We start from the raw sequence: 17,804 nt of genomic DNA, 5'->3' as shown, positions 1-17,804 counted from the left end.
CAATATGAAACGCTTAATCCTGACCCTGATCGCAGGCACGCTGCTGGCAACGGCGCTTGGGGGCTGCATCGTTGCACCGGCGCCTGGCTATTACTACGGCGGCGGCTACTACCATCACGGTTACTACTACCGGTAATGGCTTGCGGCCCGGATTTGGCCAGACGCAGTACCTGATCCTGACGGCTGCCGCTCACCCGCATCGGCGAGGGCAGCCGCTCAACGGCTTCTTTGGATGAGTTCAGGCGCAGGCCGCGTTCGACCGGCCAGCTGTGCGGGCACTGGCACTGACGCCGGGATGTTCGGCTGCTCAGGCAAGCAGCATTTCAAAAGCAATCACCGCGGTAATGGCGGCCACGTTCGCGGCCAGCGCTTCCACAACGATGCCTTTCCACGTCGCGGGACGAAAGCGCAAAGCCAGCAGCAGCGAACATAGCAGCGCCAGCGCGATGATCATCACGATATCCGCGTTGTGAAGGTGAATATTCATCAGAGCCTCCCTGCTTGCCTTAGGGTTATTTATTTCGAGTATAGGCAAGTCAAAAAGACGCGCAAGGCAGGGAATTTACTCAGCGCGTCTTCCGTCTCGTTACATCAGGTGCGCATCGCGCGTCTCGCGCATGCATAGCACGCCGAGCATGCTGACGGCCGCCGCAATCGACACATACGCGCCCACCCAGGGCAGCCCGCCGTGCGCGGCCAGCACCTGTGCGATATACGGCGCGACGGACGCACCGAGAATCCCGCCGAGGTTGTACGACACACCTGCACCGGTATAGCGCACGTTGGTCGGAAACAGTTCCGGCAGCAGCGCACCCATCGGGGCGAAAGTCACACCCATCAGGAACAGCTCGATCACGAGGAACAGCAGCACCAGCGGCGTCTGCCCGCTGCCGAGCAACGGCGCCATCGTGAAGCCCGACAGGATTGCCGCGATGATGCCGACGATCAGCACCGGTTTGCGGCCATAACGGTCGCTCGCCCAGGCTGACAGCGGCGTGGCGAGCGCCATGAACACGACCGCGATGCACAGCATGCCGAGGAAAGTCGGCCGCGGAATATGCAGTACCGACACGCCGTACGACAGCGAAAACGTCGTGGCGTTGTAGAACAGCGTGTAGCAGACCACCATGGCGAGCGCGCCGAGCAGAGTCGGCATCCAGTGCTGCGAGAGCAGGGTGGCGATCGGCACCTTCACGCGCTCCTCGCGCTCGATGGCTGCCTGGAAGGCCGGCGTCTCGGCGATCTTCAGACGCACGTACAAGCCGAGCGCAACCAGCACCGCGCTGACGAGAAATGGCACGCGCCAGCCCCAGCTGCGGAATTGCTCGTCGCTCAAAGACAAGGCCAACGCGAAGAACAGGCCGTTGGACGCCAGAAAACCGATCGACGGCCCGAGTTGCGGAAACATCCCGAACCAGCCGCGTTTGCCGGCCGGCGCGTTCTCCGTGGCAAGCAGCGCCGCGCCACCCCATTCGCCACCAAGGCCGATACCCTGGCCGAAGCGCAAGATGCACAGCAGGATCGGCGCGAGGCTGCCGATCGAGTCGTAGCCCGGCACGAAACCGATCAGCGTGGTGGATACCCCCATCACCAGCAGCGAAGCCACCAGGGTCGATTTACGGCCGATCCGGTCGCCGAAGTGACCGAACAGGAACGAGCCGATCGGGCGCGCGACGAACGCAATGCCGAACGTGACGAAAGCCGATAAAGCCTGAGCGGTCGCCGAGCCGTGCGGGAAAAACACCGGTCCGATGACGAGCGCCGCGGCGGTCGCATAGACGTAGAAATCGTAGAACTCGATCGCGGTGCCGATGAAGCTCGCGAAGATGATCCGCGCGCTGCTGTTCTGCCCGGTCGAATTGGGCTGGGCCGCGGAAATCGGCGAAGTGGACATGCAGGGTCTCCGAGTGTCGTGATGCCGTTGGACGCCGTACTTTTATGTGCGGGCGGCGCGTGATCAGCCGGCATCTTTGTTTAGGTTCGTGCGCTTCGGCGCGTCTTGCTGGCGGTTGAAGCCATGCCCGGCGCGGGCGACGATGCGACAGCTTACAACGGCAGCAGTTAGCCGTCAGCGTCGTTCGTATATCAGGCAGGCGGCCTGCGCGGGTGGCGCGGCGGTGCTGCAATCGGGCGCGCGCCGCGCCAACGGGTAAGCGGGCGGCGCGCGCCATGCCGGAGGGATCCGGCTTGGGGAGTCGGAAAATTATAGCGAGCGCGTCCACAACGCAGCAAGGCAGGGCGGGGCCGGTCTCGCGTTCTGCCGCTTTCACTGCGCCGGCGCGCCGCTTACTCGATGGTCTGCGCTTGCGGCGAGGCGAACTCGCGCAACTGGAATTTGCCGTTGTCGTTGAAGAGCCAGTCCTCGAACAGTTCGAGTTGCCCGCGGCCATTCAGCAATACGCCAGGCGGTTGCGGCAGCGGCGAGGCGCGCCGCAAGGTGGCGAGCGCGGTGCTCTCGGCTTCGTCGTCGCCATTGGTGCGATACACCGACGACTGCAGCACCTGGCCATTGCGATCCACCGTGAACGACACCACCACCAGCGAGCGCAGCATGGCTTGCGGTGTGCCGTGCAGCACATAGGACGGACTGCGGTCGATGATGCGTCTGGCGACCGCGCTGCGGTATTGATCGAGCGTCGCGCTATTGACGGCGGCGGCCGGCGTGATGACGAGCGGGCGATCAGGCGGCGTGATGGTGCAGCCCGCCATGACCGCAAGCACCAGCGTCGACGCTACGGTCAAAACCGATACCGACATCGCCCGATGTGCTTGCAATAACGATCCGCCGACGCGGCAAGCGCAGGGCCCGGTCAAGCGACGAAGGTGACGCGTACGGATGAGCATCGTTGTGGAAAGCATTGGGACAGGGTCTAACTTGATGGTAGTCAAAAAGCGCCAGGATGCAATTGTCGTTCGCCCTGTGTGCCGGTCCGGTGCCCTGCGATCCGGTTCGCTTGCGCGTTGCGCGTGGTGTTCTTTCCATTGCCTTTCTGTCGTCTGCATGAGCGCATTCAGTCTGATGCGATCCGCCTGACATAAGCCGTGTTTGATCAAAGAGTGTTAATACCGGTCCACACACAGCAGGAGTTCTAAGAGTTTTCCTATGGTGACGACAACCTCACGTCAATAGCGTGGGCCCGACCATCTGGCGAAGCGCCGCAGCGCGGTCATGAGTCGCGCGCGGCCGGCGCTTATGCGAGCCGATCGGTCCTGTCCACCCCGACAACGAGGTATCGTTTGGAACACACTTCCTTTGCGCTGACGCGCACGCAATCCCGCACTCTGGCGCATGCCGCCGCGGGCTCCAATCTCTGTGCCGTTTACCGCATCGACGGCTGTCCGGACGTCGAGCGGCTGTCCGCTGCCGTGACACAGCTAGTGGCGCACTGCCGGCCGCTTGCCTACCGGCTCGTCGACACCGAACAGGGCGCGCATTGGGTCATCCGCCGCGATGTGGGAGCACAGCTGAACGTCATCGATCTTGACCGGCGTGACGAGTGTGACAAGCGTGACGAGCGCGACGAAGCCGCTGTGCTGTCCTTGATCGACGGCCTGTGCGCGCGTGCCTTCCGGCTGGACGCCGGGCTGCCGTGGGCGTTCACGCTGCTGCGCGCCGGCGCCCAGAGTTATCTGGTGTTCGCCTGCCATCCTGCTTTGCTCGACCGTTTTTCGCTGAGGCCGTTGTTCGATGCGCTTTCGCGGACCTATTGCGGCACAGCGCCGGTCGCACCGCTCGGCATCGATCAGCAAGGCCTGCTCGACGCCGAGCGTGAGCTCCTCGCGAATGACCGTTTGCAGACCGACCTCGATTTCTGGATTGGCCAACTGGGCGACGCTTCGTTCGAATGGCACGCGCCGCGCAGGCAAAATGCGCTCGCCGACAGCAGCTTTACGCTGCGCCTCGATGCGCGGACAGCCGCTGCTTTGCGCAGTGAGGCCCATACGCTCGGCGTCGCCCCCGATCTGCTGATCAAACTGTGTGTTCACGTGCTGCTGCACCGCATGACCGGCAGCCGCGCGGTGCTTACCGCGCATCACCAGCGCGGCCGCTGTCAACGCGACGAGACGATCGGTTTCGACGAACGGCGGCGCTTCCTGAAAACCGACTTCGACGACACGATGACGCTGCGGCAGTTTCTTCGGCACGCGGCGGCGCGCGCCGAGATGGCGGATTTTCACGCCGAACTTCCGGCCTTTGAGGTGCTGTACGACATCGAGCGGCGCGAACCGGGTTTCGTGCGTGGGACCAACGTGGTGTGCGAAACCGACAGCTTGCCCTACGACGCACTCATGCTCGGCACCTTGTCCGCGACCTTGCTGGCGCCGTACTCGCGCCGTTTCTCGCACGAGGACATCGGCGTCTATCTCGACGTGCGTGAAGAGATCGCGTTGCACGTGCACAGCCGCTATCCCCAGGAACTCGACGGCTTGCGTCTCGCGTTCGGGCATCTGACGGCGCTGCTCGGGCGCGTCGGCGAGAGTCTCGGGCAGAAGGTCGATGCGATTGATCTGTATACGCCGGTGTTGCGACGCCATTGCGCGGCGTGGTCCGATGGCGGTTCGCTTGCCGTACCCGCGCGCGACGTGCTCGATCTGTTCGCACAGGCGGCCCGCGAGCACGCCGCGCATCCCGCGGTCAGCGGCCCGGACGCTGCGTTCACCTACGCGCAACTGGCGCTCGCCACCGAACGCGTGAGCGCAGCCCTGGCCGCGCTTGAACCGAATGCGCCGAATGCGCCGGACATGTCTGATGGACGGGACACGTTGATCGGCATTTGCATTTCGCGTGGCGCGTGCATCGTTCCGGCCATGCTTGGCGTGCTCACCCATGGCGCGGGCTACCTGCCGCTCGACCCGCAGATGCCGGATGAGCGCTTGCGCTACATCGTCAAGGATGCGCAACTGCGCGCCGTGATTGTCGATGCGGCAACCCACGAGCGTTTGAGCGCGCTGGTCGATTGCGCGCTATACCGGATCGACGATCTGCTGACAGGCCCGCCGGCCGGGTTGGCTGGATCGGCTTCCGCGCCAGGCGCGCCGCTCGATCCGCAACGCACCGCCTACGTGATCTACACCTCGGGCACGACGGGCAAACCCAAGGGCGTGGTCATCGAGCGCGGCATGCTGGCGCACCTGATCGCCTCGCTGACGGGCCGCTACCGGCGTGACGCGAGCACGCGCTGGCTGCAGTTCGCGTCCGTCAATTTCGACGCCAGCGTGCTGGAGATTTTCAATCCGCTGACGCACGGCGGCCATCTGATCGTCGCGCCCGAAGCGGTGCGCACCGATGCTGACGCACTGTCCGCCTTCCTCGACGGCGAACGCATCACGCATGCGTTCCTGCCGCCGGCGATTCTGAAGCTGCTGCCACGGCGCGCGCTGCCGCATCTGGACACGATTCTCTGTGGCGGTGAAGCGAGCGACGACGAGACGATCCGCTTCTGGTCCGGCATGCTGCGCCTGTCGAACATCTACGGCCCGACCGAGACCACCGTGATGGCGACCGAAAACACCTTCGACGGCGACAAGCCCGCCAATCAACTGGGCCATCCGCTGCCCGGCTATCAGATTCATCTGCTCGATGAGGAAGGCGAACCGGTGCCGCTCGGCGGCATCGGCGAGATCTGCATTGGCGGCGCGGCGGTTGCGCGTGGCTATCTGCTGCGGCCCGAACTAACCGGGCAGAAGTTTCGGGCGAATCCGTTTGCCCCAGGACGTCTCTACCGCTCCGGCGATCTCGGCCGTTTTCAGCCGGATGGCGCGATCGAATTTCTCGGGCGCAGCGATTTTCAGGTGAAGATTCGCGGCTACCGGATCGAGCTGGGCGAAATCGAGGCCAGCATCGTCGAACAGCCGGAGGTGCGTAGCGCCTATGTCGGTACCTGCGAGCGGCAGGGTGGGACGGCACTCGTGGCCTGGTATGCAGGGGCCGCGCTGGAGCCTGCGATTCTGCGAAACCGTCTTGCGCAACGACTCGCGCATTACATGGTGCCGGCCTTCCTGCTGCCGGTCGAAGCGCTGCCCTTGACGCTGAACGGCAAGATCGACCGCAGCAGATTGCCGGCGCCGCAAACCGGTCCGGCCGACTCCGCGAAGCGCGCTTTCGACGCCTTCGAACTGGCCGTGCAAGCGATCTGGTCGGACGTGCTGGGCGTGCCGCTCGACAGCGTCGGGGAGGACAGCCACTTCTTCCACCTGGGCGGCCACTCGCTGCTTGCCACGCTCGTGTGCAATCGTGTCAGCGCGAGCCTGTCCGCAACCGTCAAGCTGAAGACGCTGTTCGAGCATCCGCAGTTCGACGCCTTTTGCGCAAGCGCGCGGCAGGGCGTCGAACCGGGCCCCGCGCTGCCGCCGCTAACTGCGCAATCAGGTCCGCCCACGTCCGCGCCCGTAGCTAGCCGGCTCGTGCGGATGATGCATACCCGCGCGCTCGGCAAGCCTGCAGATAACGCGTACAACATCGTGATGCGGGTGGACTTCGACGGCGCAGCGAATCCGTTGCGTTTGCATCAGGCGCTCGTCGGCGTATTCGCGCATAACCCCATCTTCACCGCGAGCTTCGCGGAACGTGGCGGACAGTTGTGGCTGCTGCCGGGCGAAACCGCCAACCTGGTGGATTCGCCCGCGCCTATATCCGTTCCTTTAGAGAGCTGTGATGCCGGCGCGATCGAAGCGTATGCCGATGCCATGCGCGCAGTGAATTTGCCACTCGACTGTGCGCCGTTGTGGCGTGCGCAATTGCTCATGTCCCCGCGAGAGAGCCGCACCACTTTGCTGCTCTGCATTCATCACGCGATCTTCGACGGCTGGTCGTTCAAACTGTTGCTCGATGAATTGACGTTGCGCTACGAAGGCCAGCCGGTTTCAGAAGAGCGGCTCTCGTGGTTCGACCACGGTCGTTGGGCGCAGCAATTAGTGCAATCGCCGCGTTTTGCCACCGCGCGTGAGTACTGGACACGCAAGCTCGACACGCTTGCCTTGCGCACGGAATTGCCGTTCGACGCATTGCAGCGCGAACCTAACGCCAACCGCTCGTTGGCGCTACATGTACGGCCGGCCCAGGTGCGACGCCTGAAGCAGATTGCCGATGCGCACGACATGACGTTGCCGCCTCTGCTATTCGCGCTGTATCTTATCTGGCTGTGGCGCGTGAGTGGCCAGCAGCAACTGGCCTGTGCCTATCCGTATGCGGGCCGCGATGTTCCCGGCAGCGAGCAGATCTACGGCATGTTCGTGTCGATGGCCGTGCTGGTGCAGCGCATCGACACGCGGCAAGGGTTCGGCGAACTGGCGCGTGCGGTGCAACGGCAGATGCTCGACGACCGCGATCATCTGCTCGCCACGCCTTACGACACGGACAACGATCAGCTCGGTGCGCTGAACACGATCTTCAGTCTGCAAAACGGCATTGAGCTGAACGGCCATATCGGCGGAGCGGCTTATTACGCCGAGGAACGCCCTCCGCTGACGTCGAAAGCGGACCTGTCGGCGATTTTCTATGTGCGGCCCGATGGTGGGCTGGACGGACGCTTCGAATACGACAGTTCGGTGCTGCATGAGGCTTCGGTTGAGCGGATGGCGGAGGTGTTCATGACGCTCTGCGATGCCGCTGCTCGTCAGCCTGACACGCCGGTCGGCGAACTTGCCTATCTGAGTGATGCGCAACATGCGCGGTGTTTGAGCTTCGCGTGCGGCGAGCCGCTGCCGGATGCAGCGCAGTCGATCCCGGCGCGTTTCGCCGAGGTGGTCGCGGCACATGCATCGCGCGTTGCCGTGCGCTGTGGTGAGGAGCAGCTCAGCTATCGTGAACTCGACGCGCTTAGCGATGCTATCGCTCACGGCTTGTCAGCCCGCATGCCGGCCGGTGCGCGGATTGGTTTGAGCATGCAGAAGAGCGTCCTGCTGGTGGCTACCGTGCTGGGCACGCTCAAAGCCGGTTGCGCGTATGTGCCACTCGACCCGGCCTATCCCGCCGAACGCCTGCGCTACTTCGTCGAAAACTGTTCGGTCGATACGGTGCTCGCCGATGAACCGAGCCGCCTCGCGCTGGAGGCCGCCGGCCTCGGCGAATTGCACCAGATCGACCCGGCGCTGCTGGCGAAGCAGGTGGGGCAGCCGTACCGGCAGCAGGCTGTCGTTCCCGAGGCGCTCGCTTATGTGATCCACACGTCGGGCTCGACCGGCAAGCCGAAGGGTGTGCTGGTCGAACATCACAGCGTGGTTCGAATGGTGGCCGCCGCGAGTCGCGCGCTCGGCTATGCGCCGGGCAGCATCAGCACCTTGGCGGCGTCCACCAATTTCGACGCAAGCGTGCTCGATCTGTTTCTCGCGCTGCTGCACGGCGGCACGCTCATCGTGTTGCCGGAGCAGGCGCGCCGCGATCCGCGCTTGTTGCACAGCTTGCTGAAAGCGGAGCGCGTCACGCATGCTTCGCTTGCACCGGTAGTGGTGCAGAGCCTGCCGCGCGAGCCGCTACCCGATCTGCAACTGCTTGGATTCGGCGGCGATACGCTGGACGAACCGAGCGCTGCCTGGTGGAGTGAACACACGCGGCTATTCAGCCTGTACGGTCCCACCGAAATCACGGTGATGGCCTCGTGCGGACACGTGTTGCCGGGTGGGCCGAGCCGCATCATCGGCAAGCCGCTGCCGGGTTACCGGCTCTATCTGCTGAATGCGCAGCGGCAACTGGCGCCGCCCGGCACGGTCGGTGAAATCTACATCGGCGGCGAAAATCTGGCGCGCGGCTATATCAACCAGTCGGCCATGACGATGGAACGGTTCGTGGTCGATCCGTTTCGCGATGCACCGTACGCGCTGATGTACCGGACGGGCGACCTCGGCCGTTTTCTCTCCGACGGCACGATCGAATACCTTGGCCGCAACGACGAGCAGGTCAAGCTGCGTGGCTTTCGCATCGAACTCGGCGAGATCGAGAATTGCATCGCGACCGCGTCCGGTGTCGCGCATGCCGCGTGTCGCGTGTGGGGCGAAGGTGACGCGCGCTATCTGGCTGCGTATTACGTCGGCGTTGCCGGATCGAACGAAGACGGTGCGGTGCCCGATGAAGACACGCTGCGCCGCCATGTGTCGCAGGCGCTGCCCGACTACATGGTGCCGGCGTGTTTCATCCGGCTGGACGCGCTGCCGGCGTCGCCGAACGGCAAACATGATCGCAAGGCGTTGCCCGCGCCCTCACGCGCAAGCGGCACACCGCCGCGCGAAGGCGTCGAGCAATGCATCGCCGGAATCTGGCAGGTGCTGCTGCGCGTTTCCGGCATCGGCCGCGACGACAGTTTCTTTCGGCTCGGCGGCAATTCGATTCTGGCGGGGCGGATGCAGGCGCAATTGCGCGAAACGCTCGGCATCGATTTTGCGATGGCTGAGTTTTACCGCTCGCCGACCGTCGCGACGCTCGCGCACGGTGGTCACGAGGACATGATCGAGCGCGCGATTGCCGATGCGTCGACGCCGTTCGTTGCCGAACATGCCGCGCCAGCTTGCTCTGAGGCCGCCGAGCCAGCGCCGATTCGCACGATGCTGCTGACCGGCGCGAGCGGTTTCCTCGGCATTTACCTGCTGCACGCGTTGTGCGCCCGGATCGACAAGGTGATTTGCCTGCAACGCTGCGCGAGCGCTGATGCCGGCCGCGCCGTATTGGAGGAGAAGGCGCGCGAGGCGGGGCTGGCGATCGACTTCAGCCGCGTCGAGGTGATTCCTGCCGATCTCGCCGCGCCGCAACTTGGACTCGACGCATCGCGCTGGCGGCAACTCGCGGGGGAGGTCGACGCGATCCTGCACTGCGGCGCATTCGTCCATCACCTGCATAGCTACGAGGAGATGAAGGCCGCGAATGTCGGCGGCACCGAGGCTTTGCTGCGGCTCGCACTGACGCAGCGGCAAAAACCGTTCTGTTTCGTCTCGACGCTGTCGGTTGGCGAGATGCTGGAGGGCGCCGTGCGCATCGACGAGCATGTGAGCCGCGCGCGTCCGTTGCTGGATAACGGCTATCTGCTGACGAAATGGGTGAGCGAACAACGGGTCGCGGAGTGCGCACGCCGCTTCGGCCTGCCGGCGCTCATTGCTCGACCCGGCAATATCACCGGCGACAGCCGCACCGGTTTTAGCAATTTCGCGCGCAACCATTTCTGGCTGTTCACTCAGGGCTGCTTGCAACTCGGTGCCTATCCGGAAACGGCGCGGGAAGTCGAGATGATGCCGGTCGATCAGCTCGCGAGCGCGCTGACGGCAATGGTGCTGCATCCGCGTGCCGGCATCCGCGTGGCGAACCTGAACAATCCGTTCGCCCTGTCCTTGCGTCAGTGGTTTGCTGTGTTCGCTGCTTGTGGCTTGCATGCCGAGGCACAGGTGCCGGCCGACTGGCAGCGGCGTCTGGCGGGTCTCGATGCGTCGAACGGTTTGGCGCTGATTCGCGACTTCTATACCGGTGACCTTTCCGCCGCACCGTTGCCGGTCGAGCAGATCGACACGTTGACCGAGCTTGCGCGGCACGGCGTGGCGTTGACGACCGACTACGGCGCGATGATCCGGCTTTACATCGGCTATCTGCGCGACGCGGGCTTTCTTCCCCCTATACCGGAGACGGTGGCGTTGTAACAGGCTGAAATATGACCGGATTTCTCTTCGGCTAAAACGAGCCTACACTTCGTTGGCCTCTTTCGAGAGGCATCGGTGGAAGTCTTTCATTTAGCCCGCTTCGTGCGGGCTTTCTTTTTTTGCGCGGTACTTTGCGCAATCGATCAGTCCGGTCACGAAACAAAAAAGGCGAACTCGTTGATGAGTTCGCCTTTGTTTTTGTGCCGCGCCTTACCGTTACATTACTTCAACGCTTCCCGTGCGGCCTTGACCGCGGCAAGCACCTGCTCGGGCGCCGTGCCGCCCGGATGGTTGCGGCTGGCCACCGAACCTTCGAGCGTCAGATACGAAAACACGTCGTCGCCGATCAGATGCGCGACGTTCGGCAGTTCCTGACGCATTTCTTCCAGCGTCAGGTCGGCCAGATCGCAGCCACGATCGGCGCACACGCGAACCGCCAGCGCCACGGCTTCGTGCGCGTCGCGGAACGGCAGACCTCGCTTGACCAGGTAATCGGCGAGATCGGTGGCCGTGGAGAAGCCTTGCAACGCGGCGTCGCGCATGGCTTGCGGCTTCACGGAGATGCCCGCGACCATTTCAGCGAAGATGCGCAGCGTGTCTGCAACCGTATCGACGGTGTCGAACAGCGGTTCCTTATCTTCCTGGTTGTCCTTGTTGTAGGCGAGCGGCTGGCCCTTCATCAACGTGAGCAGCGCGATCAGATGACCGTTCACGCGGCCCGTCTTGCCACGCGCGAGTTCGGGCACGTCCGGGTTCTTCTTCTGCGGCATGATCGACGAGCCGGTGCAGAAACGGTCGGCCAGATCGATGAAGCCGACGCGCGGACTCATCCACAAAACCAGTTCTTCCGAGAAGCGCGACACGTGCGTCATCACCAGCGCGGATGCTGCCGTGAATTCGATCGCGAAGTCACGATCGGACACCGCATCCAGCGAATTTGCGCAGATGCCGTCGAAGCCCAAGGTCTTCGCCACCGCGTGACGGTCGATCGGATAGCTCGTGCCGGCGAGAGCCGCCGCACCCAACGGCAGGCGATTCACGCGCTTGCGGCAATCGATCATGCGTTCGGCGTCGCGCGAAAACATTTCGACGTAGGCCAGCAGGTGATGGCCAAACGTGACCGGCTGCGCCACCTGCAAGTGCGTGAAGCCGGGCATGATGGTCGAGGCGTTCTTCTCCGCCATGTCGAGCAGGGCCGTGCGCAGCTCCGTCAGCAGCCCGCCGATGCGGTCGATCTCGCCGCGCAGCCACAGGCGGATGTCGGTCGCGACCTGGTCGTTACGCGAGCGGCCCGTGTGCAGACGCTTGCCGGCGTCGCCGATCAGCGCGGTCAGGCGCGCTTCGATGTTCAGGTGGACGTCTTCCAGATCGAGTTGCCACTCGAACTCGCCTCGCTCGATTTCACCCTTGATCTGCGCCATGCCGCGTTGGATCGCGGCGAGGTCGTCGGCGGCGATGATCTTCTGCGCGGCCAGCATCGAGGCGTGCGCGAGCGACCCTTCGATATCGACGAGCGCCAGACGCTTGTCGAAGAAAACCGACGACGTGTAGCGTTTGACGAGCTCCGACATCGGCTCCGAGAAGCGAGCCGACCAGGCTTCGCCTTTTTTGTGCAGTTGGGACGTCATGGTGTTGGGCTTTGAACGAGGTGAGGACGCTGACGGCGTTTGCGTACAGGGCGGGCGCCATCGGAATGAGCGAAAGACAGGGATTTTAACACTGGCGGACCGCATCAAAGATGCCGCCCGCCCCAAGGCCGCTCAGGCAAAAGCACCGCTATTCCCGCACCAGCACCACCAGCTTCAGATCCTCGCGATGCGCGGGCTTGAAGGTGATCTGGTCATAGATGATGCGGCCGTCGCGCGGATGGTTGAATTCGCGCCGGCCGCCTTCCCGGCCGCCGACGTCCTGCGACGCCCAGAAACGCGCAAACGCGTCGCTGGCGGCGGTGAGCGAGTCGATCAGCCCGCGCGTGGGCGCGTCGTTCAGATGACGAATCGAGTCGGCGCGGAATTCGGCGGCGAGGCGTCGCGCGCGCGTTTCCCAGTCGACGATCAGTTCGCGCGCGGCCGGTTCGGTGAAGGTGTAGCGCAGCAGATTGCGATCGTGGGTGCCGTCCAGCCAGCCGACGAACAGGTCGGCGGCGCGCGCGTTCCACGCCAGCGCGTTCCACTGACGGTCGAGCACGTAAGCCGGGGCGTTCACGAGCTGCACGGTTTCGAGCAGGGTGGCGGGAGCGTCGGCGGCGGCCGGATCGGGCTCGGCCGGGTCGCGCTGCGCGGCCAGTTCGAACAGATACGCCCGCTCGGCGCGCGACAGTTGCAATGCCACGGCGATCCGCGCCAGCGCCTCGGCGGAAGCGGAGACCGGGCGGCCCTGTTCGATCCACGTGTACCAGGTCGGACTGACGCCGCACAGTTGCGCGACTTCTTCGCGCCGCAAGCCGGGGGTGCGGCGGCGCGGGCCGGGCGGCAGGCCGAGCGCTTGCGGCGTGAGCCGTTCACGGTGGGCGCGGATGAAATCGCCAAGCGCGCGGGCAGGCGTGGCGTCGAGTGGCGGCGGGTGGTCGGCGGAGGGCGGCGTGGTCATTCTTGTCGGGCTGCGCTTGGAGGAAGCGGGGTGGTGTCGGGGTAGTGCCGGGGTGGTGCTATTGATACCAGAATAATTGCTTAACTTGTACTGGTACACGACCGGTTCTATTGTAACGGTAACGGTTGGAACGACCCAGCGTCGTTCAGACCAACCCGGCCCAAGCCCAATCCAACCCCACATAGACAACGGGAGTCTTCCATGAAGCATCACGATCAGGTCGCCGACGCCTTCGGCTCGACCGCCGCCGCGTATTTGACGAGTCAGACGCATGCCACCGGCGCCGACCTGCAGACGCTGGCCGAATCGATCGCGGCGACGCCGGGTGCCCGGGTGCTCGACATGGGCTGCGGCGCGGGTCACGCGAGTTTCGCGGCGGCGCCGCATGCAAAGGAAGTGGTCGCGTACGACATCGCGCCGCAAATGCTGGCGACGGTCGACGGCGCGGCGAAGGATCGCGGCCTCGCCAACATTCGCACGCAGCAAGGCGCCGCGGAAACGCTGCCGTTCGACGACCATTCGTTCGACTGGATCATCAGCCGGATGAGCGCGCATCACTGGCACGACGTGCCGCTCGCGCTGGCCGAAGTGCGGCGCGTGTTGAAGCCTGGCGGCAAGGTGTTGTTCATCGACATCGCCGGCGCCGATCATCCGCTGCTCGACACGCATATTCAGGCAGTCGAAGTATTGCGCGACGGCTCGCACATTCGCGACTACCGCGCTGACGAATGGATTGCGTTCTTCGAAGCGGCCGGTTTCAAGGCATCGATTCGTGAGCGTTGGCGCATCGCGATCGAGTTCAGCTCGTGGGTGGCGCGCATGCGCACGCCGGAGCCACGGGTGGTGGCGATTCGCTCGTTGTGGAGCAATTCGCCCGACGAGGTGCGCCAGTATTTCGATGTGCAGGAAGACGGTTCGTTCAAGCTCGACGCGCTGATGGTCGAGGCGCAGTAAGCGCGGCAGGCAACGGCGTGCAATAAGCCGCGCCAAAAGAAAACGGCGGAATGCCGAGACCGACATTCCGCCGCAGTGCATCAGGTTAAATCAAGCTAATACAGCGGGGTGCAACACGCCGCACCTCCGCCACATCGCAACCAGCAAGCGTTAGCCGGTATTGCGCAAGCCCGCCGCAATCCCGTTGATGGTCAGGTGAATCCCGCGCCGCACGCGCGCGTTGGTATCCCCCGCACGGTGACGTTTGAGCAACTCGACCTGCAAGTGATTGAGCGGGTCGAGATACGGGAAGCGGTTCTTGATCGAACGCGCGAGCAGCGGATTCTCCGCGAGCCGTTCGCTCTTGCCGGTGATCTCCGACAACACCTTCGAGGTCCGCTCCCATTCCCCGACGATCCGCTCGAACACGTGCTTGCGCAGCTTCTTGTCCGATACAAGCTGAGCGTAGCGCGAGGCCACCGCGAGGTCGGTCTTCGCCAGCACCATGTCCATATTGGAGAGCAGGTTCGAGAAGAACGGCCAGGTCTTGTGCATCTTCTTGAGCAGCGCAAGACGGCGGGTGCGCTCGGCGTCGCTCGGCGCGCTGTCCAGATGCGCGGCCACCGCGCTGCCGAAACCGTACCAGCCGGTCAGCAGCAAACGGCATTGGCCCCATGAGAAGCCCCACGGAATCGCCCGCAGATCTTCGATCTTGCGTTGCTTCGGATCCTGCAGTTTGCGCGAAGCCGGACGGCTGCCGATGTTCAACTCGGCGATCTCCGAGATCGGCGTGGACTCGAAGAAATACTCCTTGAAGCCCGGCGTTTCATAGACCAACGCGCGATACGACGCCATCGCCGCGTCGGACAACTGTTGCATGGTCTCTTCGAAGGCCGGCAGTTGCGCGGGCGCAATGCCGTGCGGCAACAACGACGCTTCGAGCGTCGCGGCCACTACCGTTTCCAGATTGCGCCGGCCGATTTCCGGATTGCCGAACTTGCTGGCGATCACCTCGCCTTGTTCGGTCAAACGGATCTGGCCGTCGACGGTGCCCGGCGGCTGCGACAGAATCGCCTGATACGTCGGGCCACCGCCACGGCCAACCGTGCCGCCCCGGCCGTGGAACAGGCGCAGCGTCACGCCGCGTTGATTGAACAGCGACACCAGCGCCAGCTCGGCGCGATACAGCTCCCAGTTCGACGTCAGGAAGCCGCCGTCCTTGTTGCTGTCCGAATAGCCGAGCATCACTTCCTGTTCGTTGCCTTGATGTTCGATCAAGGCATCCATGCCCGGCAGCGCGATCAGATCACGCATGATGTGCGGCGCGTTGCGCAAGTCGGGGATCGTCTCGAACAGCGGAATCACCATCAAGCCTGCTCTCGCCGGGTCGTTCGCGTCACCCAAACGTCCTTGCAGCAGGCCGGTTTCCTTTTGCAGCAACATGACTTCGACCAGATCGCTGACGGTCTCCGTGTGCGAAATGATGTAGTTGCGTACCGCGCGCAGGCCGAACTTTTCACGCGTGACGCGGGCCTCTTCAAGCACGCCGAGTTCGCTCTTCACGAGATCGGAGTACTCGGCGTAGGGCAGGCGCAATGGGCGCGGCTGCGAAAGTTCGGCGAGCAGCACCTTGAGCTTGTCTTCTTCGGCGAGCGACGCATAGTCGTTTTCGACGCCTGCGCGCTTCAGCAACTCGGCGATCACGGCCTCATGAATGTCCGAGCTTTGGCGCAAGTCGATGCTCGCCAGATGGAAGCCGAACACTTCGGCGGCGCGCGCGAGCGGCGACAGGCGCGGTGCCGCGAGCGGCGCGCCATGGTGCGCGGCAAGCGAATCGATCAGCACGTGCAGGTCGCGCACGAATTCGGCGGAATCGTCATACGGTATCGCGCGTACCGGCGCCGCACCGCGGCCGGCGCTGCGCACCGGCACGCTGCCTTCGCCCAGACGCACACGGGCGCTTGCCGCGAGCCGTGTGTACATGCCGATCAGCGCGCGGCGATACGGTTCGTCGGTGCGGTGCGGCGACTGGTCGGGCGACGCGGCGGCGAGTGCCTTGAGCCCATCGCTCGCGCCGGCCAGCAGGTTCGACACCGACAATTCGGCGCCCAGCTTGTGCACCTGCTCCATGTAGTGCTCGAAGATCACCGCGGCCTGGCGGGTAATTGCGTTCTCGAGCGTTTCGGCCGTGACGTTCGGGTTGCCGTCGCGGTCGCCGCCGATCCAGCTGCCCATCTGGAAGAACGGCGGCAGGCGGGCGTCGATACCGTGTTCGGTGAGCGCTTCTTCGATATCGGCGTAGAGCGCCGGGATTTCTTCGAGGAAGGTGGCACGATAGTACGACAGCGCGTTTTCGATTTCGTCGGCCACGGAGAGGCGCGAATCACGCAGCATGCGCGTTTGCCACAGCGACGTGACGCGGGCGCGCAGCATCGCTTCGTTGTGCGCGCGCTCGCGGTCGGTCAACGGCTGATCGCGTTCGGCCAACAGGCGCGCGACGTCGTGCTGTGCGTCGAGAATGCTCTTGCGCTGCACCTCGGTGGGGTGCGCGGTCAGGACCGGCACGATCAACGCTTCGTTGAAGAACTGCTGCAGAACCGGCGTTGCCGCGGCGCCCGCGGCGACGAGCCGCTCGAGCGTATGCGCCATCGTGCCCGGTTGCGAGGTCGAGCCGGCCAGCGCGTGAATCCGGTGACGGCGATTGCGGTGACGGTCTTCGGCGATATTCGCAAGATGCGAAAAGTAGCTGAACGCGCGCACCACGCTGACCGTTTGTTCCGGGCTCAGCGAGCGCAGTTTCTTGTCGAGCGTCTGGGCGGCGGCGTTGTCGTCTTCACGGCGAAAACGCACGGCGGTCTGACGGATCGTTTCCACGACGTCGAACACCGCGTCGCCTTCCTGCTCACGCAGCACGTCGCCTAGCAGGCGTCCCAGATAGCGGATGTCCTGAAACAGCGGATGATCCTTGTCTTCGCGCGTGCGGGCGCTGCTTTTCGGCGCGTGCGCGACCGTATCCTGCGAAACGGCTTGCAGCTTGGGCGCTTGCGCTACCTTCTCTGTCTTGACGTCCTTCACCGCTTTATTGGCCTTCGCGGAGGTTTTGGCGGACTTGGCAGACTTGGCGGTTTTGGCGACGTTGGCAGGCTGGCTTGTCTTGACAGCTTTGCCGGCGCGTTTGGCCGGGGCGGACTGGGCAGCCGTGGCGGCGGAAGCAGAAGCAGAAGCGGCGGCGTCGGCCGCTTGAGCGTTGGGCGATGCAGTGTTGCGGCGGGCAGGGCGCGCCGATCCGGAAGACGTCACGATGGGTTTCCTCAGGGAAGCCAGGGTCTGTTGAGTGATGAACTGCTACTGCGGAACTGCGTATGAGTTGCAACGTGAACTGCGCGAAACCAGTACGAAGCGGTATGCGGCCGATGGCCGCCGATGACAACACGCCGGAGAGGGGACCGCGAGCATTTGCGCAAAGATTTGCACAAAGCGCACGAGATGCCTGGCCTGTCTGCCAGGCACGTTGCGCCGCATTGCATCATCCCGCATGCCGCGCTCCGGTGCGCGAACGACCGTGCTTGAACAGGCAGGGATGGGGCAGGCGCGCTGCGCCGAGGCCCGTCTCCTCCATCGATACCGCGCCGGCACGGCGCTCCGCTGTGCCTTGAGACACAAGG

General features: G+C 64.3%; 9 protein-coding genes. 3 read left to right on the top strand and 6 right to left on the bottom strand.

The features are described from left to right. Positions 1-4: 4 nt before the first annotated feature. Positions 5-136, top strand: coding sequence for a hypothetical protein (locus GH665_RS39435; RefSeq protein WP_255246783.1), 132 nt, complete (start codon positions 5-7; stop codon positions 134-136). A gap of 171 nt (positions 137-307) precedes the next feature. Here the strand turns inward: GH665_RS39435 and GH665_RS16060 are convergent, their stop codons facing one another. The 3 genes from GH665_RS16060 to GH665_RS16050 all read right to left on the bottom strand — a co-directional run bounded on the left by GH665_RS16060 (position 308) and on the right by GH665_RS16050 (position 2,757). Further along, positions 308-487 (bottom strand): hypothetical protein, encoded by a 180-nt coding sequence (locus GH665_RS16060; protein WP_074285075.1) that lies wholly within the window; start codon positions 485-487, stop codon positions 308-310. A 99-nt stretch (positions 488-586) separates the two neighbouring features. Next, complete coding sequence (locus GH665_RS16055) at positions 587-1,894, bottom strand: MFS transporter (protein ID WP_153136674.1); 1,308 nt, start codon at positions 1,892-1,894, stop codon at positions 587-589. Between the two features lie 392 nt (positions 1,895-2,286). Next, the gene (locus GH665_RS16050; RefSeq protein ID WP_246216224.1) at positions 2,287-2,757 is read right to left on the bottom strand and encodes an energy transducer TonB family protein; all 471 of its coding nucleotides are present in this window, start codon (positions 2,755-2,757) and stop codon (positions 2,287-2,289) included. 480 nt (positions 2,758-3,237) lie between these two features. Between GH665_RS16050 and GH665_RS16045 the strand changes: the two genes are divergently transcribed. Continuing rightward, positions 3,238-10,617, top strand: a complete 7,380-nt coding sequence (locus GH665_RS16045) for a non-ribosomal peptide synthetase (RefSeq protein ID WP_153136673.1) — start codon at positions 3,238-3,240, stop codon at positions 10,615-10,617. A 221-nt stretch (positions 10,618-10,838) separates the two neighbouring features. On the opposite strand, the gene argH is transcribed toward GH665_RS16045, so the two are convergent. Together argH and GH665_RS16035 are read right to left on the bottom strand one after the other, a co-directional pair. Beyond that, positions 10,839-12,245: an argininosuccinate lyase gene (gene argH, locus GH665_RS16040; RefSeq protein WP_153136672.1), complete on the bottom strand. Its 1,407-nt coding sequence runs from the start codon at positions 12,243-12,245 to the stop codon at positions 10,839-10,841. A gap of 148 nt (positions 12,246-12,393) precedes the next feature. Beyond that, the gene (locus GH665_RS16035; RefSeq protein WP_153136671.1) at positions 12,394-13,206 is read right to left on the bottom strand and encodes a helix-turn-helix transcriptional regulator; all 813 of its coding nucleotides are present in this window, start codon (positions 13,204-13,206) and stop codon (positions 12,394-12,396) included. A gap of 201 nt (positions 13,207-13,407) precedes the next feature. Between GH665_RS16035 and GH665_RS16030 the strand changes: the two genes are divergently transcribed. Beyond that, the gene (locus tag GH665_RS16030; protein WP_153136670.1) at positions 13,408-14,160 is read left to right on the top strand and encodes a class I SAM-dependent methyltransferase; all 753 of its coding nucleotides are present in this window, start codon (positions 13,408-13,410) and stop codon (positions 14,158-14,160) included. A gap of 150 nt (positions 14,161-14,310) precedes the next feature. On the opposite strand, the gene ppc is transcribed toward GH665_RS16030, so the two are convergent. After that, positions 14,311-17,439, bottom strand: a complete 3,129-nt coding sequence (ppc, locus tag GH665_RS16025) for a phosphoenolpyruvate carboxylase (RefSeq protein ID WP_153136669.1) — start codon at positions 17,437-17,439, stop codon at positions 14,311-14,313. Positions 17,440-17,804: the final 365 nt, after the last annotated feature.

The sequence above is a fragment of the Paraburkholderia agricolaris genome, from assembly GCF_009455635.1.
GTDB lineage: Bacteria > Pseudomonadota > Gammaproteobacteria > Burkholderiales > Burkholderiaceae > Paraburkholderia > Paraburkholderia agricolaris.
This window is presented reverse-complemented; position numbering and strand designations above follow the sequence as displayed.